Below are 24,048 nucleotides of genomic sequence, written 5' to 3'. Positions count from 1 at the left end.
ACAGGGAGCGGTGAATCGCTCCCTGTGTCGTTTCAAAGCGCTTCGAACCAGGGCAGCACTGGCGACCGCTTGCCGATGTCGGCGTACGGCAACGTTTGATCGTCAGCATGGGTTTTGCCACGGTGCTCCGGCAGTTTCAGATGGGCTTTTTCGAACTCACCGAACCGGGGCCTGGCCTTGCTGTAGTGAAAGTGTGCATACCACAACAGACGGGGCGGCTGGATGCTCAAATCGCGAATTTCGTATTCCTGCAGGTAGTCTGGCCGGCCGTCGGCGCGATTGCGCAGTTGCTTCATCAGCGCAATCTTGCGGACCTCCACGGCATTTTGCCGAAGCAGGTCTTCGAGCATGCCATCGGTGGGTTTTCGGCTTGCAAGAGTCTGCCGGGTGCGCATTTGCCGTCCTTGAGTGCGCAATCGGGCAGCCATGGTGTCCAGTTCTTCGATCACCGGATGCTCGGCGGACAGGGCTTCGATATCTCTGGCGCGGCGCGACAAGTCATCGGCCTCGCTGATCATCATGTGTTCCAGATCCACCGGGAGCATGTCGCGTTCGGCATAGGTCTGCACTTTTGCTTGATAGGCCGGTTGTCCATCAAGCCGCTTGCGGGCATCGGCCAGCAGCGACGGGAGATGGCGGGTCGCAACCGGTTGCGACGGCTGCATCGTCAACAGGCGATACCGGCCATTGCCCGTCTGTTCCCAGACTTCCTCCCCGGCCTTGCCGTGGTTCAGGACGAATTGCCGCTTGCGGGTTCTGAGTTCCCAGTTCTCCACACCGATCAGCCACTGATCGTCTTCGGTGCGAAAGATCTTCTTGTTGCCTTGCCCGCCAGTACGCGGGGGCACCGGATGGTCGATGGCCTTTCTGGCCCGCTCGGCCATGACCTCCACGCCGGCCATCAACGGTTCGAACTCCTCCATGTGAAAGTACTGCGGGTAACTGGCGGTCCATTGGTTCATTTCCCGGCCATATCTTGCATAGGTGTCGAGACAGTCCGTCAGAATCTGCATGCGCTGTGCCCGCGTGGCGCTGACCTCCGACAGGCTGAACTGCGTAAAGAGCGCCCGGTCCATGTCGACACGCAATTGCCAGGCCCTTTCCTGCAGATATCGCCAGGATACTTCGCCGGTGTTTTCGAAGTTCTTGACCGTTTCCAGGCGCTGCGAAGTCTTGATGTATCCCAGATTGAAATCGGTCATGCGACTGTTCATGTCAGTGATCATCGGCCCCAGTTTGGCCCTGTCCGTTCGAGCGGTGACGAGGCTGAACCAACGATTGAGATCGCTCATCAGTCCTTCGACGTCCTCGATAGCGGCGATGATTTCGAGACGAATCCGGTGCATGTCCTGGAGTTGTCTCAATCGTTCCTCGATCGAGTCCGCAGGTAACGCATCGAGGACGTCGTGCCGTGCATCGAGCTCATCCAGTTTCTTGCGGATGCGATGATTGGTGATCAGCGCCCGGTGTTTGAGGCGGTCGGTGATCAGTGTGGCGTCGTGGCTCTGTATCTCCAGCAGCGCACGCAGTTTGTTGCCGTGAGAAAGGGCGCGCAGTTCGGCCACTGTCTGAAATTGCCGGGTGGCCAATGCAATGTCATCTCGACAGCATTTTTCTGCCGCCATTCTGAACAGCAGATTATCGGGGTGCTCGTAGTGGGTGTTGATCACCACATCACTTCGTCGAACCTGAGCATCGATACGAGAGCTCAAGCTGTCACATTCGAGGGTCAGTCGATGGTGCAATCGATAAGTGCGATCGATCCACCAGCGTGGCAGGCGGTTACGTATCGCCTGCGGCCAGACCGGGTCGAGGGCATCGGCCATGTGCCCCAGCACGCTGCCACCCCCGAGGCCACCGCCCTCGAACGTGGTGCCGTAGACACCGAACCAGGTGTCCCACTCACCAGCCTCGTCCAGAGCGATGGGTTGCTTATAGGTTTTCCGGGCGGTGCCGCTCAGACGCCAGTTGCGAGAGTCATGACTCCATTCGACCTGGTAGATCCGGCCCTGGCGGACGATGAAATCCCCGTCTGCATGCCGGTAGATGTTTCGCCATAGGCCACTGTCGACCGGTTGCAGACCGGCCAGCGAGAGGGGCGACTCATATTCGTAACCGGCGAACCGTTCGACGATGCGCCGCGCCTGGTGTTGATTTCTCAGCGTCAGCGCAGCGGAGTCGGTCGCCAGGTTCCGAAGCAGGCGGTTGCGGGTCGCCGAACGGGCCTTGAGCGCCGCACCAGCGCCGGGCACAAGATCGATGGCAGCGTCGATCAGGCATAGCAACAGTGATTCGATCTCGGTCAGTCCATCGCCGACCTTGCCCCGCAGAAACGCCGCGACCGCCTGGTTGGCGGCACTCCAGGCGTCATACAGCGCGAACGCCGTGCCGACGAAAGGTACCAGCCCCAAGGCCATTTTCAGGTAGTTGAATACCCGGGGACCATTGAGAGCGTAGCGCTCCAGATACAGCGCTTCATTCGAGCGCGATGTACCACGATGGGCCTCGATCAGGCGGCCCATATGAGCGTCCAGCAGGTGTGCGGCAAGTGACGTGGTGGACGGCCATTTCAGCCCGACGCCGATCATGCCGTCAAAGCGTCTTTCCACGGCCAGGGCAATACGGTTTTCGTGGGCACGAACGCTGCCCTGCACGGCGCGGCCGGCCAGATAGCGGATCATCGTGTCCTGGCTGCAGCGCTGGAACAGATCCTTGCGAGCCGCTTCGAGGCTGTCGTAAACACGCAGGAATCGGCCGTCGGGAGCATCCGGCAGGTACAGCAACGTCGTGCCGCCTGCCTGTTCCTCGATAAACGTCACCCCGGACAGCGTAGCGGGCCCTTCGCCCGGTGTGTCCGTGCCACCGGCGGCCAGGATCGCCGGGCGCAATACAATGCGTCGGTCACCGTTGTTCCAGGCGTCGTCGGTGTCGGCATCGATGGCTGTGTCGAGGATGTGCAGCGCAGGCGTGTCGATCTGATGCTGCAACCACGCGCATCGACCTTGCAGCCTGAGCATCAGGCGCCAGGGTTCGAGCAGGCATTCCCGACGATATTCGCGTCGGTAGGGTGGCTCGTCGGGCGTGCCTTTGAAGGTGGAGTAGATCAGTTGCTCGTAGGCCTTGGGCAGGTCCAGTTCCGGCAGCAGCCTGCGCAGGTAGGGAAGGGTGATCCCTGCAACCAGCGCCGAGTGGTCGCGGTCGTCGCTGGCACTGACTTCAACCTGCATGAAGCGAAGACGCATCAGCAAAGGTTCCAGATTCATCGACGCTGTGTTGTCGATATTGAGTTGCGCCAGGGCCTCCAGCGACAGGCTGCTGCGAGTTGCGCTGGGTACCGGCACCAGCTTCTGAGGGGTGCCGGGAGCGCCGGGCGCGTTGAATGTCTGCTTCTGCAGTGCCACCGAATCCGGCAGGTTCAGATGCACCGAAAAATACCCTTTGAGGGAAAAGTCCCGGCGCAGCCGTTCATGCAGACGCTGGCGGGTGAAATCCTCGCGAGGCGGCAATGTGACGGTCAGCAATTCGTGACTCCGGTTCATCGCACCGATCCAGGCCTGGATCAAATCCTTGAGGGGGTTGCGTTCGGTGTCTGGCAGGTCGCGCAGCCAGTCAGGCATTTGGGTGGCGAGGATGGCGCTGCGTTGCTGATCCATTCGAAAGGCCAGGGCCTGGCGTCGGGCTGCGTGGATCGGCACTTGTAGAAGGGCAAGCGTCTGGTTGCGCAGGTGTTCCAAATCATCTGCACGGTGTCGGGCCTGTAACGGTTCGCTGTAGCGTTGGCGAATCGTGGCTGCCCGGGTTTCGAACTCGCCGGTCAACTGATTCAACGCGTAGTGCAGCGGATCGCCTGGAATAGGTATCAACTCCAGCACCTGACTGCCTGTGCTGGCGTGCAGTTTGAACAGTTGCTGTTCAAGGGCCTGAAGATCGGCGAACCGTTGCAGGCCACCGCCGCTGCCGGGCCAGTAGAGCAGCAGACTTTGTGTGGAGACTGGCCGGGGTTGCCTGCGCATCAGCACGAATGGGCCATTGATCTCTTGATGGTTGACCAGGGTTTTGTTTTCCACGGACGCGGTCAGTGACAGCTTGAGGCTGACCGCTACGAAATCGGCATCGGCGCTGTCGGGTGTATCCAGCATTGATGTGAGCAGACGGTGTTCTTCAACGCTGATCTGATTCAGGGCCCGTTGCATCTGCGCTTCGGCAAGCAGCCCTTGCCTGTGAGCGTTGTGCAGCGCGGTAAACTGCCGATTGAACGTGGTGACGTCCAGTGTTCGCTCGCGGTAGAGCAACGCCCTTGCGGCGAGGTCGGCGGCTTGTTCGGCGTTTTCCTGCGTCGTTTGCAGCGCTCTGAACGATTGCAGGGCTTCACCGTCAGGCACTGATTCCAGTGCATCGCATTCACGCTTGACGGCAGCCTGTCGCAGGGACCTGGAAACATCGGCATGCAGGTCGCCGAACAATGATGGTTCGTCTTCGTTCTCCTGCGTCGGGACAGGGCTGTCCAGGCCGGGAGGTGCGCTGAAGATGGCGAGGCTGCGCTGTCGGTCGATTCGCTCGGCAACATCCAGCGAACGGGGGCCATGTTCAGCCAGGCCGCGTTTGCCGTCCGATCCGTTGCGCAGGGCGGTGATTTGCGCCATTTGCTGCTGCGACAGCCACTCATTGAAGACCATCGTCAGTGAGCGGCCGGCGGGGACATATTCGATCTGGAGGTTCTCGACCGGCAGTCCGGCGGGCACGTAGGGCCGCAGCGCCAGCCGAGTCTGCACGTCACTGCGTCGGGCGAAGGCCTGGATCGCATCCGCTTGGCCGGGCGCGTACAGCAAGTGAGCGGCGTCGTCTGCGCGGCTGATGACCCAGGCAGCCGCCGGTTTTACCCGCACGCCGTTGTGCAGTCGCAGGGTCGGCAGTTCGATGCGCAGAGTATCGTCTGAACCGCTGCGCGTTGGCGTCCCGTCCATCAGCGACCACAGGGGTTCCAGCTGTTGGGCCGTTACCGTGCGCCGGGCAAAGGCCATTTGCGCGGACGCCTCGATATGCCCGCGGTACAAGCGGTCGGCCTGGTCCCGACGGGACAGAGGCGTGCCCGGGGCGCGGGATCTCCAGTAAGCCTGCCAACGCTCATCAAGCGCCAAAGCCGGTTCGAGGGTTTTGATTTGTGCGAGCAGTTGCGACGGGGTGAGTGCCGACAGTGCATGGGCGTTGTTCATACCGGTCAACCGGCATCGGTTGTCGAGCCATTCCTCCAGTCGCGGGTGCTGAACGACAAAGGCAAAGGCCGCCGTGAGGCTGACAAAACGCTGTGCATGCCCATTTGTCGGGTGAAAAAGCAAACCGCACTGCTGGCCGTTCAGACCCAGTTTCTCGTGGAGCAACCGGTCAAGGGTATCGCGAACCGAGGGAACGCCGGCGCACAGTTGGCGCAGTCCTTCGCTGCAGGCTCGCCGCCGGACTGCCGCGCCTTGCAGCAGGCTTTCATCGATAGAGACGGGCAGGCTGGCGAAGCCGGGCAGCGTGTACAACGGGGGAGGGGGACTTTCTAAAAAGGATCGTTCGACCATGACGACAGGCTCAGGCAGAGAGCGGCGGATCCGCTCATTCATGAGCTATTCAAGAGCAATGGTCAGACGGAGGGTGGTGCATGTTTATCGGGATCAACCGACCACTCGGCACTCTTCATCAAACTGTCATCGAACTGTGGCAGCGCGCTTGAACAAACTTCATCAGACTCGCGCTCTACTGGGGTTCTGCGTTTCGGTGTTTTTCATGTTCAAGGGAATTTTTGCAATCGCGGCGTTGTTGGCCGCGGTTTTTTTCGGGCAGGCGTCCTATGCGGCGTCGCGTTGCGACGTCAATGTACCGACCGAACGGGTCGATCTGGCGCAGGTGAGCCTGGCGTACCAGAGCATCGGCCGTGCGTCGGATCCGGCATTGCTGTTGGTGATGGGGTTGGGCGGGCAGTTGATCCACTGGCCGGACGAAGTGGTGGTCGCCCTCTGTCAGCAGGGCTTTCGGGTGATCCGCTATGACAACCGCGACGTGGGTCTTTCGACCTGGCGCCAGGCACCGGCCGAGGCCAACCTGACGTTTGAGGTGCTGCGCTACAAACTCGGCCTGCCGGTGGCGGCACCTTACAGCCTGACCGACATGGCCGACGATGCACTGGGCCTGATGGACGCGTTGCACGTCGAGCAATTCCACGTGCTCGGCGCGAGCATGGGCGGGATGATTGCCCAGCACCTGGCGGCAATGGCACCGCAGCGGGTCGAGAGTCTGACGCTGATCATGACCAGTTCCGGTGCCGAAGGCTTGCCGGCACCGAGCGCCGCACTGGTGCAATTGTTGTCGCGCCGTGGCGCACCCAACCGCGAAGTGGCGCTGGAGCAACAGGCGGATCTGTTGGCGGCGCTGGGCAGCCCGATGGTTACCGATGATCGTCAGGTGCTGTTGCATCAGGCGGCGGTGTCCTATGACCGGGCGTTCAATCCCGAAGGCGTGAAGCGCCAGATCATGGCGATCCTTGCCGAACCGAGCCGGGTGGCATTGCTCAATCAATTGCGGGTGCCGACCCTGGTGGTACACGGCACGGCCGACCCGCTGCTGCCGGTGATGCACGGTGTACACCTGGCAGCGCACATTCGTGGCAGCCAGTTGAAGCTGATCCCGGGCCTGGCCCATCGCTTCCAGGAGGCGTTCAAGGCGCCGTTGCTGGCGGCGGTGTTGCCGTATTTGCAGCAACACCGTGAAGACACTTCGCACTGGGCGCAGATCGAACCGGTGGGCGAGCGCAACCTGCTCTAGCGGGTATATCGTGCAGGTCTTTGACCACCGGGCAGCCGGTGGATACCTTTGTCGGGGCGGTCCGGCAGATCATGAGCGAGGCGAAGGGCGGCACGGTGAATCGAGGCCGTGAAGATTCCCGGGCTCGGCCCGGGAATCCTGCTCAGCGGACGATCTTGTCCACGTGAATCCCCAGTTTTTTCAGGCGATACCAGAAGCTGCGCTCGGAAATCCCGATCAACTGCGCCGCCGCAGCCTGCACACCGTTGCTCTGCGCCAGGGCGGCGAGGATGTAGGCTTTTTCCACCTCTGCCAGTGCCGCTTCAAGGTCGGCCGGCACGCTGCCTTCGGCGACCAGAGCGCCGGGCTCGGTCGGCTGTGAGGCAAACAGATAGGCCGGCAGGTCGTGCTCCTCGATCACTGTGCCGGAGGCGACGATGGTGGCGCGTTCGACGCAGTTCTGCAGCTCACGAATGTTTCCCGGCCACGAATAGCGAGTCATCGCCTGCAATGCCTCGGCGCTGAAACCGCTAAAGCGTTTGCCCGCCGCGGTGCCCAGGGTGTGGGCGAAATGCCGGGCCAGCGGGGCGATGTCTTCGACCCGCTCACGCAAGGCCGGCAACGGAATCGGGAACACGTTGAGGCGGTAATACAGGTCTTCGCGAAACTCCTTGTTGGCCACCGCGTCCAGCAGGTTCTTGTTGGTCGCGGCGATGACCCGCACATCGACCTTGCGCTCGCGCGGATCGCCGACCGGTTCGATGATGCGTTCCTGCAAGGCGCGGAGGATTTTCGCTTGCAGCGCCAGCGGCATTTCGCCGATTTCATCGAGAAACAGCGTGCCCTTGTCCGCCTGCTGGAAGCGCCCGACCCGGTCCGATACCGCACCGGTGAACGCACCTTTGCGATGGCCGAACATTTCACTTTCCAGCAGCCCTTCCGGGATTGCTGCGCAGTTGACCGCGACAAACGGTTTATCCGCGCGATTGCCATGCTTGTGGATGGCCCGGGCGACCATTTCCTTGCCGGTGCCGCTTTCGCCGGTCAGCAGAATGGTGGCGTTGCTTTCGCGCACCGAATCGATCGCGCTCAAGACCCGGCGAAAGCTCGGACTGTCGCCCACCAGACTGTCGATCTGCTGGTGTTCGTCGAGTTCGGCGCGCATGCGCAGGTTGTCTTTGAGGATGTCGCGAAACTGAAGGGCCTTGCTGACGGTGATGTCCAGCTCATCGATGTCGAACGGTTTGGCGATGTAATCGAAGGCGCCGTTGCGCATCGACTGCACGGCATTTTTCACCGTGCTGTAGGCGGTCATGACGATGACCGGCAACTGCGGGAAGCGGTTCTTGATTTCCGCCAGCAGTTGCGGGCCGTCCATGCCGGGCATGCGCCAGTCGCTGATCACCAGATCGATGTCCTCGGATTCCAGCACCTTGAGCGCATGCAGGCCGTTGCCGGCGGTGAACACCGCAATGTCGTTCTGACTCAAGGCCGATGCCAGCAGGTCGCAGAGCTTGGGCTCGTCGTCCACCACCAGTACGTTATGCGTCATCGCTGTCCTCGTCGAAATCTTCACCGTTGGCCGGAATGTACAGGCTGAAGGTGGCTCCGGCATCTTTTTCGCTGACGCATTCGATGCGTCCGTCATGGTTTTCCATGATCGAGAAGACTTTGGCCAGACCGAGCCCGGTGCCGGACGCCTTGGTGGTGACGAACGGTGTGAAGATCCGTTCAAGCATGTCCGCTTCGATGCCCTGGCCCGTGTCGCTGATGCTGATGACCGTATTGTGCTCGTCGCTGGCGATGCCCAGGGTCAGGCGGCCGCCCTCGGGCATGGCGTCGATGGCGTTGACGATCAGGTTCAGGCCCGCCTGTTTGAGTTGCCGCGCATCGGCATACACGGTGGCACCCGGCGCGCGGTCGTCGATCTGCACATCGATGTTGTGGCTGGAAAGCTCCGGGGCGCAGAAACCCACCAGCTCATCCACCAGTGGCCGCGCCAGTTGGGTCGAACGCAGCGGCGCACTGGGTTTGGCGAAGTCGAGAAATTCAGTGATGAGGTCGTTGATGCGGCTGACTTCACTGACCACATATTCCAGATGACGCTTGTCGGTCTCCGGCAGGTCGGCACGTCGGTGCAGCAATTGCGTGGCTGTCTTGATAATGCCCAGCGGGTTGCGGATTTCATGGGCCAGGCCCATCGCCACTTCGCCCAGCGCGTGCAGGCGGTCGCGGCGCCGCAGTTGCGACTCCAGGTGCTGCAACTCGCCGAGGCGTTCGCTCATGTGGTTGAAGATGCTGCTCAGCTCCGCCAGCTCATCGCCGCCGGTGACCGGCAGGCGCTGACGGTAATCCCCGGCGATCACCGCTTGCACGCCTTTGGCCAGGCCGCGCAACGGTTTGGTCATGCGCTCCGATACCAGCCAGCCCACCGCCAGCGAAGCCGCCGAACTGAGGATGAAGATCAGGATGAACAGATTGCTCTGGTTGACCAGCCCGACCAGCGTGGTGTGGCGCAGCAGGCCGCTGAACACCACACCTTGCAGCTCGCCGTTTTCGTTGAGAATCGGTCGGTAGATGCCGCTGTAGCGCTTGGTCGACTGCTCGATCGGTTGTTTGGTGTTGCGCAGTTGCTGTTCGATGTTTTCCGGAACGATTACCGGGTGATCTTCAAAGCGCTGAGTGGAAAAGATCTCGGAGAAATCGGCGTCTCTGGCCAGGTACAGACGCAGGTCCAGGGAATGTACGTCGGCGACGCTGGTGAGGAAGCTGTTGTCGAGGTAGGTCACCACGATCAGTTTATAGTCGGTGCCGTCCTGATCGCTCTCGAAGGTCGACACCACGGCGCCGGTCGCCACACCACCGACCTGCAGGGTCTGCAGCACGGCTTTGGGCGCGGTGCTGATCTGCCGCACGATGTCATCGGCGGCGGTGCTGAATACCACTTTGTGATCGCTGTTGCGCACCAGCGCGACCACATCGATGCCCATGGAGTCGGCGATGTCGGAGGTGAGCTTGTCGCGCCGGGCCGACTGGCGGTCCGTTGGCGGACGGGTGTAGCGCAGGAACAACTGCGCGGCGCGGGCATTGTCGCGCACGATCTCGCGGATCTCGTCCTCGACGATCTTGGTCGACTCCTGCAGCCAGATTCGCACGTTGCTGTCGAAAATCTGCGACAGGGTGGTGGCCGCCAGTTCCGCGGCGATCATGGTCGGAATCACGCTGACCAGCCAGAACGCCAACACCAGTTTGCGTTGCAGGCTCCAGCCGGAAAGGGCGAAGGGTCGGGCGGTGGCGTGTCGGTCTTTGCTCATCATGCTCGCTTATTGTTGTTCGCTTATCGCGGTCGCCATGGCCGGATCGGTTCGATCCGGACGGATGAAAATCTTGACCAGCCGCAGCAGGTGATTGAGTACGGGGTGGCGATGGCGGAAAAACACCGTGTTGCCGATGAACGAACAACCCAGGCGCAGCTTACTGGCATAACCGGCCTGACCGCACGCGTAGATCGGAATCCGGTGCTCAATACAGTAGCCGACATTGGCCAGCCAACTGCGCATGTACAGTTTGTGCTCGCGGGTCCGGGCCAGATCATGGGCGAAAAACTTGTCCACCAGCCGCTGTTCGTCCAGCAGCACCAGATTGAACGCGACCAGCTCATCGCCGACCCAGTACAGGACGCAGGCGGCACGTTCGTCGAGGTGTTCCAGCACTTGCCGAAAATAGGCCGCTGGCAGGCATTCGAAAGCCAGGTCGCTGCGCGCCAATGTCGCTTCATAAAGCCGCATCATGGTCGGCAGCAGGTCGTCCACCGAACGTCGCCATTCGATTCGCGGGCCTGAGCCGCGCAGGGTCCGGCGCAGGTCCTTGCGGGTGGATTTGCCCAGGGTGCCGAGGTAGGCGTCGACCGAGGCGAATTTGATCGGCAGCTCGGCACCGGGCAATCCCGGCATGCTTTGCAAACCGGCCTCGCGGCAGGCCTGGAGCCATTGTGGATTGCGGTGGGAAGCGTCCTTGACGGCCAGCAGGCCGACCCCGGCCTGGTCCGCATCCTGACGGGCCAGGTTCAGCAGACGTGCGAACAGTTCCGGCAAGCGTGCCGGAACGATAGACGGATGGGTGCCGACGTGGCACTGCTCCGCCACTGGCGAACCGAGGGCGTACAGGCGAATGTCGAACAGCCCCGGCCAGCAACTGCGCAGCCATTGGCTCAAACGTTTGCCGGTGCCCTGCAGAGTGGTGTCGAGCGAATAAGCCGTGGTGAAGGCCACGACCGCCGCAATCAGCCGGTCGCTTTCAAACAGCGCCAGATAGCGCCACTGAAAGCCGTCGATGCCGGCCTGTTCAACGGCACGATAGTAGGCCCAGTCTTCGAGCTCCTCGGGAAAGCAGGCATTCCACGCGTCGCGATCAATCGCTTCGATGGTTGAAAAGGCTTGGGCCGTGATCACGTCGTTTCCTTAACCGGCATGGCATGTCGTTTTGCAGTCGCTTCACGCTCGTTGCCGGTATTCCTCGGTTGGCAGGGAGTGAGCGGATAGCGCAAGGTCGGTGCGGTGGTTGTTGATGAACTGCACGCTCAGTTCAACGACGCGCCGGTACTGCAGGTCGACGGTGATCATGTGATAACAGTCGTCCAGCAGGATCTTCACCACTTCACCGCCGAGCTTGCGTTCCACGTAGTCGGCATTCCAGCGGCTGGTGATGTCGTCCTCGATGGAATGCAGTACCAGTGCCGGGACGGTGATCGAAGGCATGCGCTTGCGTACCACGGCGTTCATCCGGTGCAGTTCGCGCACGGTTACACCCTCCATGGTCAACAGGCCGGCCTCACTGCTGTGGCCTTCCTTCATCTGCCGTTCGACGATGGCCCGCAGGCGCTCGTTCTTGATGCCGTAGGGCGGTTTTTCTTCGAACTTGCAGATGTGCACGCCGAACGGGATTTTCATCAGCAACGGCGTGAGGAACGCCAGTTTGTTGATACTCCAGCCGTCGTACTTGAGCGTCGTGGAATACATCAGCAACCCGGCCACCTGGCCCGGATGCTCGGACGCCACGTACATCGACATCACCGCCCCCATCGACAGACCGCCGACGAACACCTTGCTGTGCTGGCGACGAATGCCGACGAAGGTCTTGCGCACGCCTTCGTACCAGTCGCGCCAGCCGGTGGCCTGCAGGTCGGCATTGCCGCCGCAGTGTCCGGCCAGGGTCGGCACATACACCGTGCAACCGGCCTTGGCCAGTCCCACGGCGACCCGACGCAACTCCGTCGGGGTGCCGGTGAGGCCGTGGATCAACAACACCGCGACCTCCCCTGTGCCGAGAACGAAACCGGCGTCGCCTTCGCCCAGATCGATCCCGGCCGCGTTCATCGTTTCATCGCCCGGGCCAGCAGACGGTCGAGCAGGGCGATGCCCAGGTCGATTTCCGGGTAGCTGATTTCCAGCGATGGCGCGAGGGTGATCACGTTCTTGTAGTAACCGCCCACATCGAGGATCAGGCCCAGTTTGCGACCGTCGATCTCGATGTCGCCCTTCATGCCTTCCTCGACCATGAAGTCCAGGGTGGCCTTGTCCGGGGTGAAACCGTCCGGGGCGCAGATCTCGCAGCGCAGGGCCAGGCCCAGGCCATCGACGTCGCCGATGATCGGGTAGCGTTTCTGCAGGTCCTGCAGGCCTTCGAGGAAGTATTTGCCCTTGGCCATGACCATCGCGCCGTAGTCGACTTCGCTGGTCATCTTGAACATTTCCAGACCCACGGCGGTACCCAGCGGGTTGGAGGCGAAGGTCGAGTGGGTCGAACCAGGCGGGAAGACTTTCGGGTTGATCAGTTCTTCCTTGGCCCAGATGCCGCCCAGCGGGTTGAGGCCGTTGGTCAGTGCCTTGCCGAAAACGATCACGTCCGGTTTGACGTCGAAGTGCTCGATCGACCACAGCTTGCCGGTGCGATAGAAGCCCATCTGGATTTCGTCGACCACCATCAGGATGCCGTGCTGGTCCAGCACATGCTTGAGTTCGCTGTAGAAGTTCATCGGTGGAATCACGTAGCCGCCGGTGCCCTGGATCGGCTCGACGTAGAACGCGGCGTATTCACTCTGGCCGACTTTCGGGTCCCAGACGCCGTTGTATTCAGTCTCGAACAGACGGGCGAACTGCTGCACGCAGTGGCTGCCGTATTCTTCCTTGGTCATGCCTTTCGGGCCGCGGAAGTGATACGGGAACGGAATGAAGTTGGCGCGCTCGCCGAAGTGGCCGTAGCGGCGGCGATAGCGGTAGCTGGAGGTGATCGACGAGGCGCCGAGGGTGCGACCGTGGTAACCGCCCTCGAAGGCGAACATCAGGCTCTTGCCGTTGCTGGCGTTACGCACGACTTTGAGCGAGTCCTCGATGGACTGCGAACCGCCGACGTTGAAGTGCACGCGACCGTCGAGGCCGAACTTCTTCTTGGCGTCCACGGCGATCATTTCCGAAAGCTCGATCTTGCCTTTGTGCAGGTATTGGCTGGCGATCTGCGGCAGGGTGTCGATCTGCTGTTTCAGTGCATTGTTCAGGCGCGGGTTGGCGTAACCGAAGTTGACCGCCGAGTACCACATTTGCAGGTCGAGGTAGGCCTGGTCTTCGGTGTCCCAGACATAGGAGCCTTCGCAGCGGCTGAAAATGCGCGGCGGTTCGATGTAGTGAACGGTGTCGCCGTAGGAGCAGTACTTGGCTTCTTTTTCCAGAAGAATCTGGTCTTCCTGGGTAGCGATTCGAATATCAGACATGGTGGAAGAGTTCCTGGGTTTCTGTGTTGAAAGTGGTGGCGTTGGCGGCGCTGGCCTTTGGCAGCAGGGCCAGCAGCGCCGGGAGTTCGGCGAAGCTGTCGAAGCGGGCGTAAGGGATCGCGTTGCGTTCGCAGTACTCGGCGAGGCGACCCTTGGCGAAAACGAAGTCGGCGGTGGAGGACACACACATGTCGGACTGGCCATCACCGATCACCAGCACCCGTTTGTTGCCCGGCGTGGATTTGCATTTGCAGTTGCCGGACGCTGCGCGGCAGGCGTCGCTGGAATGCGGAAAGTCGATGCGCCAGCTTTCGTGATCGAGCTGTCGCAGGCGGTTGGCGAGAATCGGCAGCAGGGTCACGTAGTTGCGCGACAGGATCCGCGCGATGCCTTGCTCGATGCCGTCGCTGACCACTTCGAACGAAGCGCCCAGGCCGATGGCGTGGTCGACGAAGTCGGGGAAGTCCGGATCGATCTCGATGCTGTCGAAGAACTCCAGCAATTGGCCGGGCGTGGCCTTGACCAGCGAGAGCTGGCGGCTGAGGCATTCACGGGAACCGATTTCACCGGCCAGCCATTGGTTTTCGATCGTTTCCCAACTCGGGTCGGCGAAGCGTTCGAGGATGCTGTCGATCACGTCGGTGCGGGTGATGGTCCCGTCGAAATCACACACGATATGCCAGTCAATCATCTGCATTACCTATTGGTCAGAGCGCGTTGTGTGCGCTTGCCGAGGGGTAGAGCAGGGACTGTGCCAAGTGCCACCAGCCCCTTGCTGGCGGGGCCGATCAGGTGCTTTGGCAATTCGAAGCTACAATTTTTGTAGCTTGCTACAAACAACATGAGTGCTTGCGCAGTGGGGGCCATCCGGGGATTGATGCGCGCATGTTCAATTAAGGGAATGGCCTCATGAAGAGGAAAACACTGTTTTTACTCGTGGTGCTGAGCGCTTTTTCGGCCAGCGCACTGGCGGACCGGATTACCGGGGAGGCCGGTGTGGGCCTGGGTTATCAGCCTCACGATCCGAGTGGCAGCCGTTATGAAACCCGGCCGATACCGTATCTGGATCTGGACTGGGGCGACGTGAGCCTCAGTACCGATGACGGCCTGACCTGGAGCGCCTTGAAGACCAACGGCTTCAGTGCCGGCCCGTATGTGAATTACCTGCCGGGCCGCACCTCCAACGGCGAACTGCGCGGTTTGCGCGACGTGCCCGACATGGCCGAGGCCGGTGGTTTCGTGCAGTACGCACCGGCCGACTTCTGGCGGGTGTTTGCCTCCGTTGGCCAAGCCATCGGCGGCGGTGGCGGGCAGGGCGGCGTACTCGGTCGGGTCGGTGGCGAGATCGGTTATCCACTGGGCGGCGGCGTGATCGGCAGCAGCAATCTGACTGCACATTTCGCCAACGCCCGGCAGAACAACACCTTCTTCGGTGTCAGCGACAAGGAAGCCCAGGCGTCCGGCATACGCGCCTACAACGCTGGCGGCGGTCTGCAGAACATCGTGCTGACCCAGAGTTTCGAGTTTCCTCTGGGCCCGCAATGGTCGCTTTTGACCAGTGCGAGCTGGATTCACCTGACCGGTTCGGCGGCCGACAGCAGCATCGTCAAAGGCGTCGGCGATACCAATCAAGGCGAGGTGCAAATGGCGATCGCCTATAAATTCAAATAAGCCCGAGGGGAACTGGTCTGGCCTTTGCAGACAGCCGTGACGAACCCATTGTTTCAGGATGTTCTTCATGGCTCGCCCTGCTTACCGTCTGCTGGCTCATTCGTTGTGGGACCTGATTCCCGTCGCCCTCGGCCTGGCCCACTTCGCCTTTGTGGTGTGGCTGGTCCTGGCCTTTCATGCGTTGTCCTGGTGGGCACTGGTGCCGCTGGCGCTGGTTTACGCGGTGAGCCTGTCATGGAGCATCAACAGCATTTCCCACAACCAGATCCACAACGCCTACTTCACGCCAGCGTGGCTCAACCGCGCCTTTGACCTGCTGCTGTCGGTCACCATCGGTTTTTCCCAGACCCTCTACCGCGATATCCACAACCGCCATCACCGGGGCAATTCGGACCGGCCGGGGGCGGATGGCAAGACCATCGATCCGTTGTCGATCTATCAGCGCGGCAAGGATGGTCAGCCCGAGAATCCCTGGGCCTACACCTTCCTGAGTTTTTTTCGCGACGACCCCAAACCGATCTACGACGAGATGCAGCGCAAACGTCCCGCCGATGCGCGCTGGGTCAAAGTGGAGATCGGAGTGGCGCTGGCGTTCTATCTGGGGCTGGCGATCTGTGACTGGCGGGCGGTGCTGGTGTTGCTGCCGTTCTGGTATCTGGGCCAGGCGCTGTCATCGCTCAACGGTTACTACGAGCATTTCGGCGGCAACCCGGATTCGCCCATCGCCTGGGGCGTCAGCGCCTACAGCCCGCTCTACAACCTGCTGTGGATGAACAACGGCTACCACGCCGAGCATCACTACCGGCCGAAAATGCACTGGACCCGGGTCAAGGCGTTTCACCGGGAGATCGCCGGACAACAGCGGGAGGCGGGGGTGAAGGATATTCCGGTGGCCCATGGCCTCGGATTTCTGGTGGCTCATCGCAAGGATTGAGCCGTAACCAATGTGGGAGCCCGCGGGCTCCCACGACCGTTCACATCAGTTTTCCTCGCCCTCGGCCAGCAGCGCAATGCCGCCCATGATCACGGCCACGCCCACCCAGTGCAGCGGGCTGATCTGTTCGCCCAGCCCCAGCCACGACCCCAGCAACACCCCGACGAATACCAGCGAACTGAGCGGGAACGCCAGTGACAGGCTGCTGCGCCGCAGAATCAGCATCCAGACAAAGAACGCGCCGATGTAGCAGGCAATCGCCACCAGCACACCCGGCGCCTGGGCGACGCTGAGCAGCCATTGCAGGGTGAAGTCCATTTGCCCCAGTTGATCGCCGCCGACCTTGGTCGCGATCTGTCCGCCACTTTCCAGAATGATCAGCAACGCCCAGAGCACCACGGTGCCGAGGCGGCCATGAAGCCAATCCATCGAGCCATTCCTTTTGAGTATCAGTTGAGAATCAGGCATGGCCGACACACACGAGCATCACGCCCGCCGTAATCACCAGAGTGCCCAGCCAGCGGCGGCGGCTGACGGTTTCGCCGAGGAACGACTTGCCGGCCAGCACCACGCCGCAATACGCCAGCGCGGCGGCGGGAAACAACAGGCTCAGGGGGGCCCGGGACAGCGCTTCGAGCCAGACGAAAAACTCGATCACGTAGGCGCCGATCCCGCACCACAGCAGCGGCGCATTGAACACCTGCCCCCAGAACGCACCTAGCCGAAAACCGCCCTCAAGCTCAGGCAGACGATCCAGGCCGAGCTTGAAACAGAGCTGGCCGATCACGTCGAGCACGATGGAAAACGCTACCAGCATGATGACGGTGAAAGTCATGGGAACAGCTCCTCGAACAACTCGATCAGCGCCTGGTTGGTCGCCGAATTGCGCAGCAGATCGGTCTCGCTCCAGCGTTCTGCCGGCGGCTGGTCGGACTTGGCTTCCCAGCGTTTGAACGCGTTGCTGAAGGCCGGGCGGGCGAACTCGCCGCAGATGTCGATGCCGATAATGCGCTTGCTGGCGGCCAGGCTGCGGATGGCCTGGAGCAAGTGGCTCAGGCGCATCTGGCCCTGATCCCAATTGGTCGCGGCGTCTTCGCTGGCCAGCACATCCTTGTCGATGGTGATCCACACCGCCTGGGTGGGCAGGCTGGCGATCATCCGCTCGAGAAACGCCGACCAGTCCTGATCGGCCAGATTGTTCCAGTGCAGCAGGTTTTCCTGTTGCTGATGACCGGCGCCGTCACCAACCCGGCCCCAGACTTTCGACGGCGGGTGCTGCCACGGGAACAGCTGCAACACCCCGCGTTTGAGGGCGCCGAGATTGCCACCCTTGATCTGCGGATTCTGCAGGTCGTCACTGCACGGCCCGAGGGTGACGATACGTTCGATGTTCGGCAGTTTCAGGGCCTGATTGACCCACGAACCGCAATGCCGGCGGGGCGCGAAGTGAACCCAGTCGGGGTGGTTGTCGAAGTGGATCAGGCTCACCGGCTCCGGCAAATCAGTCAGGAAGGCCGGCGTCAGATGGTGATAGTCGCCGGAGCCGACAAAAAAGATTTCCGGTGCGGGGCCGCTGTGCCGGGGCCGCTCGCGCAGGCGTTCGGTGAAACGGCGGAAGGTGCGCTCGCTGGACCAGAGCCGAAGTTTCGGGCCCAGGTCGAGCAGGTCCAGGCGCCGGGCACGGCCGCTGTCGAGCAGTCGTGCGATGGACGCCTGACCGGTCAGGCTGTGGTCGAGATCTAAAATGTTCAAGGTCGCAATTCACCCTTGGCAGACCCTCCCAGACACCGGCCTCATCGAACATGAGCGCCGGCCGGGCGGGCTTTCGGGGGTAAATGCAAGGGACGGGCCAGGCCCTCGCCCAGACGCCAGCTCAGGCGTGCAGGCGGATCCAGACGCTGACCAGTGTCGTCGCTGCCATCAGCCACGCGACAGCCGCCACGGCCAATGAAGCTTCAAGGCGCATCCGGTCAACCATCACGTACAGCGTCGCCAGGTACACGAAGTACGGAATGATCGACCACATGCCGAACACGATGGTGGTCTTCAGGTCGTCGAGCGAACGGCCCTTGCCGACGACGTAATGGGCGATCAGGGCGAAGGTCGGAAACAGCGGCACCAGTCCTGCGATGTAGTAGTTTCTGGTCTTGGCCAGCATGGCAAGAATCACCACCACTGCCGCACCGAGCGTTGCCTTGAAAATCAGATCCACATCGTTCTCGCTTAATGGTTCAAGCCGTACTTTTTCACTTTGTCGAACAGCGTGGTCTTGGCCATGCCCAGTTCCTGACTGGCCTGGGTCAGGTTGCCGCCGCTGCGCTGCAGGGCGTCGCTGAGCAGGTTGCGTTCAAAGGCTTCCACCGCTTCGGCGAACGCCAGGCCCTGACCGCCACTGCTGGCGCCTGACTTCTTGAACGCCGGCAAACCGAGGGCGAAACGTTCGGCGACGTTGCGCAATTCGCGCACGTTGCCCGGCCAGTCGTGGCTCATCAGGCTGGACAGGGTCTGGTTGTCCAGCTCCGGCAGCGCTCGGTCGAAGCGCAGGGCCGACTGCTGGGTGAAGTGTTCGAACAGTTGCAGGATGTCTTCGCGGCGCTCGCGCAGGGGCGGCAGTTCCAGCGTCACCACGTTGAGGCGGTAGTACAAGTCGCTGCGAAACGCCCCGGCCTTGCTCGATTCATCGAGGTCGGATTTGGTCGCCGCGATCACCCGGCAATCCACCGCCACGCTCTGGTTCGAGCCGAGGCGTTCGAGGGTGCGTTCCTGCAACACCCGCAGCAGCTTGATCTGTAACGGCAACGGCATGCTTTCCACTTCATCGAGGAACAGCGTGCCGCCGTCGGCGTGTTCGATCTTGCCGATCCGCCGCTTGCCGGCGCCGGTGAAGGCGTTGGCCTCGTGGCCGAAGATCTCGCTTTCGAACAGGTTTTCCGGCAGGCCGCCGCAGTTCAGCGCGACGAATTGTCTGGTGTGGCGGCGGCTGAAGTCATGCAGGCAACGGGCGACCAGTTCCTTGCCGGTACCGGTTTCGCCTTCGATCAACACGTTGGCCGAGGTGTCGGCGACGTTGGCGATCAGCTCGCGCAGGTTCTGCATGGCCGGCGAGCGACCGATGATTCGACCCTCAAGGGAGTCGCGCTCGGCCAGTTGCCGGCGCAGGAACGAGACTTCGCGGTTCAGGCTGCGTTGCTCCAGCGCACGCCGGGCGACGTCCACCAGCCGTTCCGGGGAGAACGGTTTTTCCATGAAGTCATAGGCGCCTTTCTGCATCGCGCCGACGGCCATGGAGATGTCGCCGTGACCGGTGATCAAAACCACCGGCAGGCTGCGGTCCCGTTGCTTGAGGCGGGTCAGCAGTTCCAGACCGTCGATGCCGGGCAGGCGGATGTCACTGATGACGATGCCGGCGAAATTGTCGCCGACCCGCTCCAGGGCTTCCTCGGCACTGCCGACGCCGATGCAGGGAATGTCTTCCAGGGTCAGTGCCTGCTGGCAGCCGAGCAGCACATGGGGATCGTCTTCGACAATCAGCACACTAAGGTCATTGTTCATATTGGCTCGGCAGGAGTAGGGCTTACCAACGGTAAACTGAGGACGAAAGTGGTACCACCGCCGGCCGGGTGCTCGACACCCAGATGCCCGCCAGTGGCGGCGGCCAGACTGGCGGAGAGGGTCAGGCCGAGGCCCAGGCCCTGTTCGCCGGGTTTGGTGGTGAAAAACGGTTCGAACAGATGCTTGCGCGCTTCGGCGTCGATGCCGTGACCGTTGTCGCGCACCCGCAGGCGATATTTGCCGTCAAATTCTTCGCCTTCCAGCCACAGCTCCGGCAGCGGTTGTGCCTGCATGGCGTCGAGGGCGTTGCCGATCAGGTTGACCAGAATCTGTTCCAGTCGCGTCTGGTCGATCTGTACTTGCACATCAATGAACTGACGATGCACTTGCAGCGCGGCTTTTTCGACACGGGCGCCGAGCACCTGCAGCGCGGCGTCCACCGCTTTGCCGAGGCTGGCGCGACCCTTGTCGTCACCGCGCCGGGCGAACGAGCGCAGGCTGGCGGTGATCCGGCCCATGCGGTCGATCAGGTCGTTGATGGTCTTGAGGTTGGTGCTGGCGACATCCAGCTGACCCCGTTCCAGGAAACGCACGGTATTGCCCGACAGCGTGCGCATCGCCGCCAGTGGCTGATTCAGTTCGTGGGCGATGCTGGTGGACATCTGGCCGATGGCTGCGAGTTTACCGGCCTGCACCAGTTCGTCCTGGGCCCGGCGCAAGGTTTCTTCGGCCTGACGGCGTTCGCGGATCTGACTCTTGAGCCGCTCGTTGCTGGCGCGCAGATCGGCGGTGCGTTCGGTAATCCGACGCTCCAGCTGATTGTTGGCTTCCTGCAGGGCTTCCCGGGCGGCGAGGCGGGTGGCGATGACCTTGCGGCGCTCGTTCCAGGCAATTAGCAGGAACGCCACCAAGGCAAACGCCACGGCTACCAGAATCCCCTGATTGATCGCTTCGCGCCGCAGGTCCTGCAACGGCGTGAGCAGGGTGAAGTTCCACGGTGTATCGCTCAATGGCCGGGTCTGCGCCAGGTAGCTGATGTTCTCTTCGTCGCCATCCTGTTGGCTCGGGACTTCGCTGTTGGCCGGGAAGGTGAGTTTTTCCACGCCTTCGGCCAGGGTTTCCCGGGCCAGCGGTTGCAGTTCGTTGAGCGGAAACCAGTAGTACTGCAGGCTGCGGGCGAGTTTTTCCTTGGTCTCGTCGCTCAGTGGCACCACGGATTTCAGGCGTCGGGCCGGGTCGCTGGAAAGAATGATGATGCCGTTCTCGTCACTGACGAAGGCTTCCAGGCGCGCCCGTTGCCAGCGCTCCTCCATGGCCTCCATACGGACCTTGACCACCGCGACACCGATGATCTTGCCGTGTTCTTCCAGGCCATGGGCCAGGTAATAGCCGGGTTCGCCATTGGTGCTGCCGATCCCGTAGAAACGTCCGGGCTGACCGCGTACCGCTTTCTGAAAGTAGGCACGGAACGACAGGTCCTCGCCGAGGTAGCTGTCGACATCGCGCCAGTTGCTGGTGGCCATGACCCGGCCGGTAGTGTCCATGACATAGATGGCCCGACTTCGGCTGCGCCGGTTCAGGCCTTCAAGGTAATCGTTGACCGTTTGCCGGTGTTCCGGAGTCGGGTCGCCGAGCAACTGTGAAACGCTCGATTCGAGCTCCAGCAGGCTGGGCAGGTAGGTGTATTTGCTGATTTCGCTTTCGACGGCCCGGGCGTTCAGTTCGAGTTGACGCTGGCCGTTTTCGCTGAGGCTGCGAATGCCGAAGTGTTCACTGGTCCAGAAGCCGGCGTAACCCAGCCCGACCATCAAAACGATGACCAGCGGCGGCAGGAACAAATGGCGGATCAGACGGGGTTTCACGGCAAGTGATGGCGTGGTTGCGCGATAAAGATTGGGGTCGCATTTCATCACAGATGCCTTGGGTCAACCACAACACAAATCTCAGGATCAGAATCGATCCAATGTGGGAGCGGGCGTGCTCGCGAAAGCGGTGGGGCAGCCAACGATGATGTTGAAAGTGCCGGCCCGTTCGCGAGCAAGCCCGCTCCCACAGTTGGGGAGCGGTGTGTGGTTTTAGTGCTGCAGGATTTTCTCGAGGAAATGCTGCGCGCGTTCGGAGCGCTGGCTGATGTCGCCAAAGAACTCTTCTTTCTTGCAGTCTTCGATGATCTTGCCGGCGTCCATGAAGATTACGCGGTCGGCCACTTTGCGGGCGAAGCCCATTTCGTGGGTCACACACATCATGGTCATGCCTTCGTGGGCCAGTTGCACCATCACGTCGAGCACTTCGTTGACCATTTCCGGGTCCAGTGCCGAGGTCGGTTCGTCGAACAGCATGACGATCGGGTCCATCGCCAGCGCACGGGCGATCGCCACACGCTGTTGCTGACCACCGGACAGTTGGCCCGGGTGCTTGTGGGCGTGAGCCGAGAGGCCGACGCGCTCCAGCAGTTGCAGGCCTTTTTTGGTCGCTTCTTCCTTGCTGCGGCCCAGCACCTTGATCTGCGCGATGGTCAGGTTTTCGGTGATGGTCAGGTGCGGGAACAGTTCGAAATGCTGGAACACCATGCCGACGCGCGAGCGCAGTTTCGGCAGGTTGGTCTTCGGATCGGCAATCGATGTGCCGTCGACCACGATGTCGCCTTTCTGGAACGGCTCCAGTGCGTTGACGCACTTGATCAGGGTCGACTTGCCCGAACCGGACGGGCCGCAGACCACGATCACTTCACCCTTCTTGACCTCGGTGCTGCAATCGGTCAGCACCTGGAAGTCCCCATACCACTTGTTGATGTTCTTGATAGAGATCATACGGCGAACCTTTTTTGCAGACGCTTGACCAGCTGCGAGGCGGCAAAGCTGATGGTGAAGTACACGAGACCTGCGAAGATCAGGAACTCATTCGAGCGGCCAATGATGTCGCCACTGGCGCGCGAGGCGTTGAGGAAGTCCACCAGGCCCACGGTGTAGACCAGCGAGGTGTCCTGGAACAGGATGATGCTCTGTTGCAGCAGCAGCGGGGTCATCTTGCGGAACGCCTGGGGCAGGATGATCAGGCGCATCATCTGGCCGTAGGTCATGCCCAGTGCTTGCGCCGCACCCATCTGGCCCTTGGGAATCGACTGCACGCCGGCCCGGACGATTTCGCAGAAATACGCCGCTTCGAACATCATGAACGCCACGATGCACGAGGTGAACGCGCCGATCGGGGTGTCTTCGCCGGTGATCCAGCGCAGCACGAACGGCACCGCCAGGTAGAACCAGGTGATCACCAGCAGCAGCGGGATCGAACGGAAATAGTTGACGTAGGCGCCGGCGATGCTCGACAGCAGTTTGCTGTGGGACAGACGGCACAACGCAAGGATGGTACCGAGGATGATCCCGCCGACCACGCCCAGCGCCATCAGCTTGAGGGTCATCAGCATGCCGTTCCACAGGCCGGGAATGGCCGGAACGATGCCACTGAAATCGAATTCCATTATTTACCCCCCACGGAGATCAGGCCGGGCACGGCGACTTTCTTCTCGACCATGCGCATCAGCAGCATCAGGCTCATGTTCAGGGTGAAATAGATCAGGGTCGCCAGGGTGAAGGCTTCAAACAGGTTGGCCGAGAATTCGGCGGTCTGTTTGGTTTGCGCCAGCAGCTCCATCAGACCGATCAGGGACGCCACGGAGGAGTTCTTGAACACGTTCAAAAATTCCGAGGTGAGCGGTGGAATGATGATCCGGTAGGCCTGGGGCAGCAGCACGTTCCAGTAGATCTGCGGCAGCTTGAAACCCATGGCGCGAGCGGCGGATTCCTGGCCGCGCGGCAGCGCCTGGATACCGGTGCGAACCTGTTCGCAGACCCGGGCGGCGGTGAACAGGCCCAGGCACACGACAACGCTCAGGTAGGCCGAGGTGGTCGGGTTCAGGTCCTGTTTGTACCAGTCCTGCAGGTTCTGCGGCAGCATGTCGGGTACCAGGAAGTACCAGATGAACAGCTGAACCAGCAGCGGCACGTTGCGGAACAGTTCGACGTAGCAGGTCGCGATGCCCGACACGATGCGGTTCGGCACGGTGCGCATGATGCCCAGCAGCGAGCCCAGCAACAGGGCGATGATCCAGGCCACGATGGCGATGGCGATGGTCCAGCCCAGGCCGGAGATGAACCAGTCGAGATAGGTCTCGCTGCCCACGCCGGTGGACTTGAAGAACACGCCCCAGTCCCAGTTGTAATTCATTAGGGTCTCCCCTCGATTCGATCGATGTACAAGTGCCCGCCTGGGGAAGATCCTTTCCCGTCTGACGTTGAACGTCAGGCACACGCGATCGGCTCGAAAACCACCAGGTCGAGTGTTC

At 61.6% G+C, this 24,048-nt stretch carries 19 protein-coding genes and 1 pseudogene; 4 read left to right on the top strand and 16 right to left on the bottom strand.

The annotated features are described in order from the left end of the window. Window positions 1–32: 32 nt before the first annotated feature. A complete protein-coding gene (locus ACSPX5_RS17780) occupies window positions 33–5,525 on the bottom strand; it encodes a dermonecrotic toxin domain-containing protein (protein WP_439820002.1) in 5,493 nt (1,830 codons plus the stop codon). A 244-nt stretch (window positions 5,526–5,769) separates the two neighbouring features. On the opposite strand from ACSPX5_RS17780, the gene ACSPX5_RS17775 reads away from it, so the two are divergent. Further along, window positions 5,770–6,804 (top strand): alpha/beta fold hydrolase, encoded by a 1,035-nt coding sequence (locus ACSPX5_RS17775; protein ID WP_169431731.1) that lies wholly within the window; start codon window positions 5,770–5,772, stop codon window positions 6,802–6,804. Between the two features lie 17 nt (window positions 6,805–6,821). Continuing rightward, window positions 6,822–6,905, top strand: a pseudogene (locus ACSPX5_RS17770) (disulfide bond formation protein DsbA); the annotation flags it as partial. Window positions 6,906–6,946: 41 nt separating this feature from the next. On the opposite strand, the gene ACSPX5_RS17765 reads toward ACSPX5_RS17770, so the two are convergent. From ACSPX5_RS17765 to ACSPX5_RS17740, 6 genes are read right to left on the bottom strand one after another with little or no spacing between them, the layout of a single operon-like run. Continuing rightward, window positions 6,947–8,335, bottom strand: coding sequence for a sigma-54-dependent transcriptional regulator (locus tag ACSPX5_RS17765; protein WP_169431730.1), 1,389 nt, complete (start codon window positions 8,333–8,335; stop codon window positions 6,947–6,949). Further along, window positions 8,325–10,100 carry a sensor histidine kinase gene (locus tag ACSPX5_RS17760; RefSeq protein ID WP_169431729.1) on the bottom strand — a complete coding sequence of 592 codons (1,776 nt, stop codon included), beginning with the start codon at window positions 10,098–10,100 and terminating at the stop codon, window positions 8,325–8,327. Before ACSPX5_RS17760 ends, ACSPX5_RS17765 begins: the two co-directional genes overlap by 11 nt. 6 nt (window positions 10,101–10,106) lie before the next feature. Next, window positions 10,107–11,234 (bottom strand): GNAT family N-acetyltransferase, encoded by a 1,128-nt coding sequence (locus ACSPX5_RS17755; protein WP_439820001.1) that lies wholly within the window; start codon window positions 11,232–11,234, stop codon window positions 10,107–10,109. A gap of 42 nt (window positions 11,235–11,276) precedes the next feature. Continuing rightward, window positions 11,277–12,158 (bottom strand): alpha/beta hydrolase, encoded by an 882-nt coding sequence (locus ACSPX5_RS17750; protein WP_169431727.1) that lies wholly within the window; start codon window positions 12,156–12,158, stop codon window positions 11,277–11,279. Next, window positions 12,155–13,549, bottom strand: coding sequence for an aspartate aminotransferase family protein (locus ACSPX5_RS17745; RefSeq protein WP_169431726.1), 1,395 nt, complete (start codon window positions 13,547–13,549; stop codon window positions 12,155–12,157). The genes ACSPX5_RS17750 and ACSPX5_RS17745 overlap by 4 nt, the downstream gene beginning before the upstream one ends. Next, a complete protein-coding gene (locus ACSPX5_RS17740) occupies window positions 13,542–14,240 on the bottom strand; it encodes an HAD-IB family phosphatase (protein ID WP_169431725.1) in 699 nt (232 codons plus the stop codon). The genes ACSPX5_RS17745 and ACSPX5_RS17740 overlap by 8 nt, the downstream gene beginning before the upstream one ends. A 218-nt stretch (window positions 14,241–14,458) precedes the next feature. On the opposite strand from ACSPX5_RS17740, the gene ACSPX5_RS17735 reads away from it, so the two are divergent. After that, window positions 14,459–15,220: a MipA/OmpV family protein gene (locus tag ACSPX5_RS17735; RefSeq protein ID WP_439820000.1), complete on the top strand. Its 762-nt coding sequence runs from the start codon at window positions 14,459–14,461 to the stop codon at window positions 15,218–15,220. Window positions 15,221–15,287: 67 nt separating this feature from the next. Next, window positions 15,288–16,154 (top strand): fatty acid desaturase family protein, encoded by an 867-nt coding sequence (locus tag ACSPX5_RS17730; RefSeq protein WP_439819999.1) that lies wholly within the window; start codon window positions 15,288–15,290, stop codon window positions 16,152–16,154. Between the two features lie 45 nt (window positions 16,155–16,199). On the opposite strand, the gene ACSPX5_RS17725 is transcribed toward ACSPX5_RS17730, so the two are convergent. The 9 genes from ACSPX5_RS17725 to ACSPX5_RS17685 all read right to left on the bottom strand — a co-directional run bounded on the left by ACSPX5_RS17725 (window position 16,200) and on the right by ACSPX5_RS17685 (window position 23,930). Then, complete coding sequence (locus tag ACSPX5_RS17725; protein ID WP_439819998.1) at window positions 16,200–16,583, bottom strand: transporter; 384 nt, start codon at window positions 16,581–16,583, stop codon at window positions 16,200–16,202. A 31-nt stretch (window positions 16,584–16,614) separates the two neighbouring features. Continuing rightward, window positions 16,615–16,989: a transporter gene (locus ACSPX5_RS17720; protein ID WP_169431721.1), complete on the bottom strand. Its 375-nt coding sequence runs from the start codon at window positions 16,987–16,989 to the stop codon at window positions 16,615–16,617. Then, a complete protein-coding gene (locus tag ACSPX5_RS17715) occupies window positions 16,986–17,906 on the bottom strand; it encodes an arginase (protein WP_169431720.1) in 921 nt (306 codons plus the stop codon). The genes ACSPX5_RS17720 and ACSPX5_RS17715 overlap by 4 nt, the downstream gene beginning before the upstream one ends. Window positions 17,907–18,027: 121 nt before the next feature. Further along, complete coding sequence (locus tag ACSPX5_RS17710) at window positions 18,028–18,357, bottom strand: GlpM family protein (RefSeq protein ID WP_169432693.1); 330 nt, start codon at window positions 18,355–18,357, stop codon at window positions 18,028–18,030. 20 nt (window positions 18,358–18,377) lie between these two features. Beyond that, a complete protein-coding gene (locus ACSPX5_RS17705) occupies window positions 18,378–19,706 on the bottom strand; it encodes a sigma-54-dependent transcriptional regulator (RefSeq protein ID WP_207866715.1) in 1,329 nt (442 codons plus the stop codon). After that, complete coding sequence (locus tag ACSPX5_RS17700; protein ID WP_169431718.1) at window positions 19,703–21,616, bottom strand: sensor histidine kinase; 1,914 nt, start codon at window positions 21,614–21,616, stop codon at window positions 19,703–19,705. The genes ACSPX5_RS17705 and ACSPX5_RS17700 overlap by 4 nt, the downstream gene beginning before the upstream one ends. A gap of 165 nt (window positions 21,617–21,781) precedes the next feature. Beyond that, window positions 21,782–22,516, bottom strand: coding sequence for an amino acid ABC transporter ATP-binding protein (locus ACSPX5_RS17695; protein ID WP_007953170.1), 735 nt, complete (start codon window positions 22,514–22,516; stop codon window positions 21,782–21,784). After that, window positions 22,513–23,184 carry an amino acid ABC transporter permease gene (locus ACSPX5_RS17690; RefSeq protein WP_169431717.1) on the bottom strand — a complete coding sequence of 224 codons (672 nt, stop codon included), beginning with the start codon at window positions 23,182–23,184 and terminating at the stop codon, window positions 22,513–22,515. Before ACSPX5_RS17690 ends, ACSPX5_RS17695 begins: the two co-directional genes overlap by 4 nt. After that, window positions 23,184–23,930, bottom strand: coding sequence for an amino acid ABC transporter permease (locus ACSPX5_RS17685; RefSeq protein ID WP_169431716.1), 747 nt, complete (start codon window positions 23,928–23,930; stop codon window positions 23,184–23,186). Before ACSPX5_RS17685 ends, ACSPX5_RS17690 begins: the two co-directional genes overlap by 1 nt. Between the last annotated feature and the right edge of the window lie 118 nt (window positions 23,931–24,048).

Origin of the sequence: Pseudomonas sp. HLG18, from assembly GCF_051903985.1 — a bacterium.
In the GTDB taxonomy this organism is placed as follows: domain Bacteria; phylum Pseudomonadota; class Gammaproteobacteria; order Pseudomonadales; family Pseudomonadaceae; genus Aquipseudomonas; species Aquipseudomonas fluorescens_BT.
The sequence above is the reverse complement of the archived record's forward strand: the minus strand, read 5'-3'. Positions and strand labels throughout refer to the sequence as shown.

Bases quoted from the DNA above. Each gene is read 5' to 3' on its own strand.
- ACSPX5_RS17775 (WP_169431731.1), top strand. From the start codon at position 5,770: ATGTTCAAGGGAATTTTTGCAATCGCGGCGTTGTTGGCCGCGGTTTTT.
- ACSPX5_RS17765 (WP_169431730.1), bottom strand. From the start codon at position 8,335: ATGACGCATAACGTACTGGTGGTGGACGACGAGCCCAAGCTCTGCGAC.
- ACSPX5_RS17760 (WP_169431729.1), bottom strand. From the start codon at position 10,100: ATGATGAGCAAAGACCGACACGCCACCGCCCGACCCTTCGCCCTTTCC.
- ACSPX5_RS17750 (WP_169431727.1), bottom strand. From the start codon at position 12,158: ATGAACGCGGCCGGGATCGATCTGGGCGAAGGCGACGCCGGTTTCGTT.
- ACSPX5_RS17745 (WP_169431726.1), bottom strand. From the start codon at position 13,549: ATGTCTGATATTCGAATCGCTACCCAGGAAGACCAGATTCTTCTGGAA.
- ACSPX5_RS17740 (WP_169431725.1), bottom strand. From the start codon at position 14,240: ATGATTGACTGGCATATCGTGTGTGATTTCGACGGGACCATCACCCGC.
- ACSPX5_RS17735 (WP_439820000.1), top strand. From the start codon at position 14,459: ATGAAGAGGAAAACACTGTTTTTACTCGTGGTGCTGAGCGCTTTTTCG.
- ACSPX5_RS17730 (WP_439819999.1), top strand. From the start codon at position 15,288: ATGGCTCGCCCTGCTTACCGTCTGCTGGCTCATTCGTTGTGGGACCTG.
- ACSPX5_RS17725 (WP_439819998.1), bottom strand. From the start codon at position 16,583: ATGGATTGGCTTCATGGCCGCCTCGGCACCGTGGTGCTCTGGGCGTTG.
- ACSPX5_RS17720 (WP_169431721.1), bottom strand. From the start codon at position 16,989: ATGACTTTCACCGTCATCATGCTGGTAGCGTTTTCCATCGTGCTCGAC.
- ACSPX5_RS17705 (WP_207866715.1), bottom strand. From the start codon at position 19,706: ATGAACAATGACCTTAGTGTGCTGATTGTCGAAGACGATCCCCATGTG.
- ACSPX5_RS17700 (WP_169431718.1), bottom strand. From the start codon at position 21,616: ATGAAATGCGACCCCAATCTTTATCGCGCAACCACGCCATCACTTGCC.
- ACSPX5_RS17695 (WP_007953170.1), bottom strand. From the start codon at position 22,516: ATGATCTCTATCAAGAACATCAACAAGTGGTATGGGGACTTCCAGGTG.
- ACSPX5_RS17690 (WP_169431717.1), bottom strand. From the start codon at position 23,184: ATGGAATTCGATTTCAGTGGCATCGTTCCGGCCATTCCCGGCCTGTGG.
- ACSPX5_RS17685 (WP_169431716.1), bottom strand. From the start codon at position 23,930: ATGAATTACAACTGGGACTGGGGCGTGTTCTTCAAGTCCACCGGCGTG.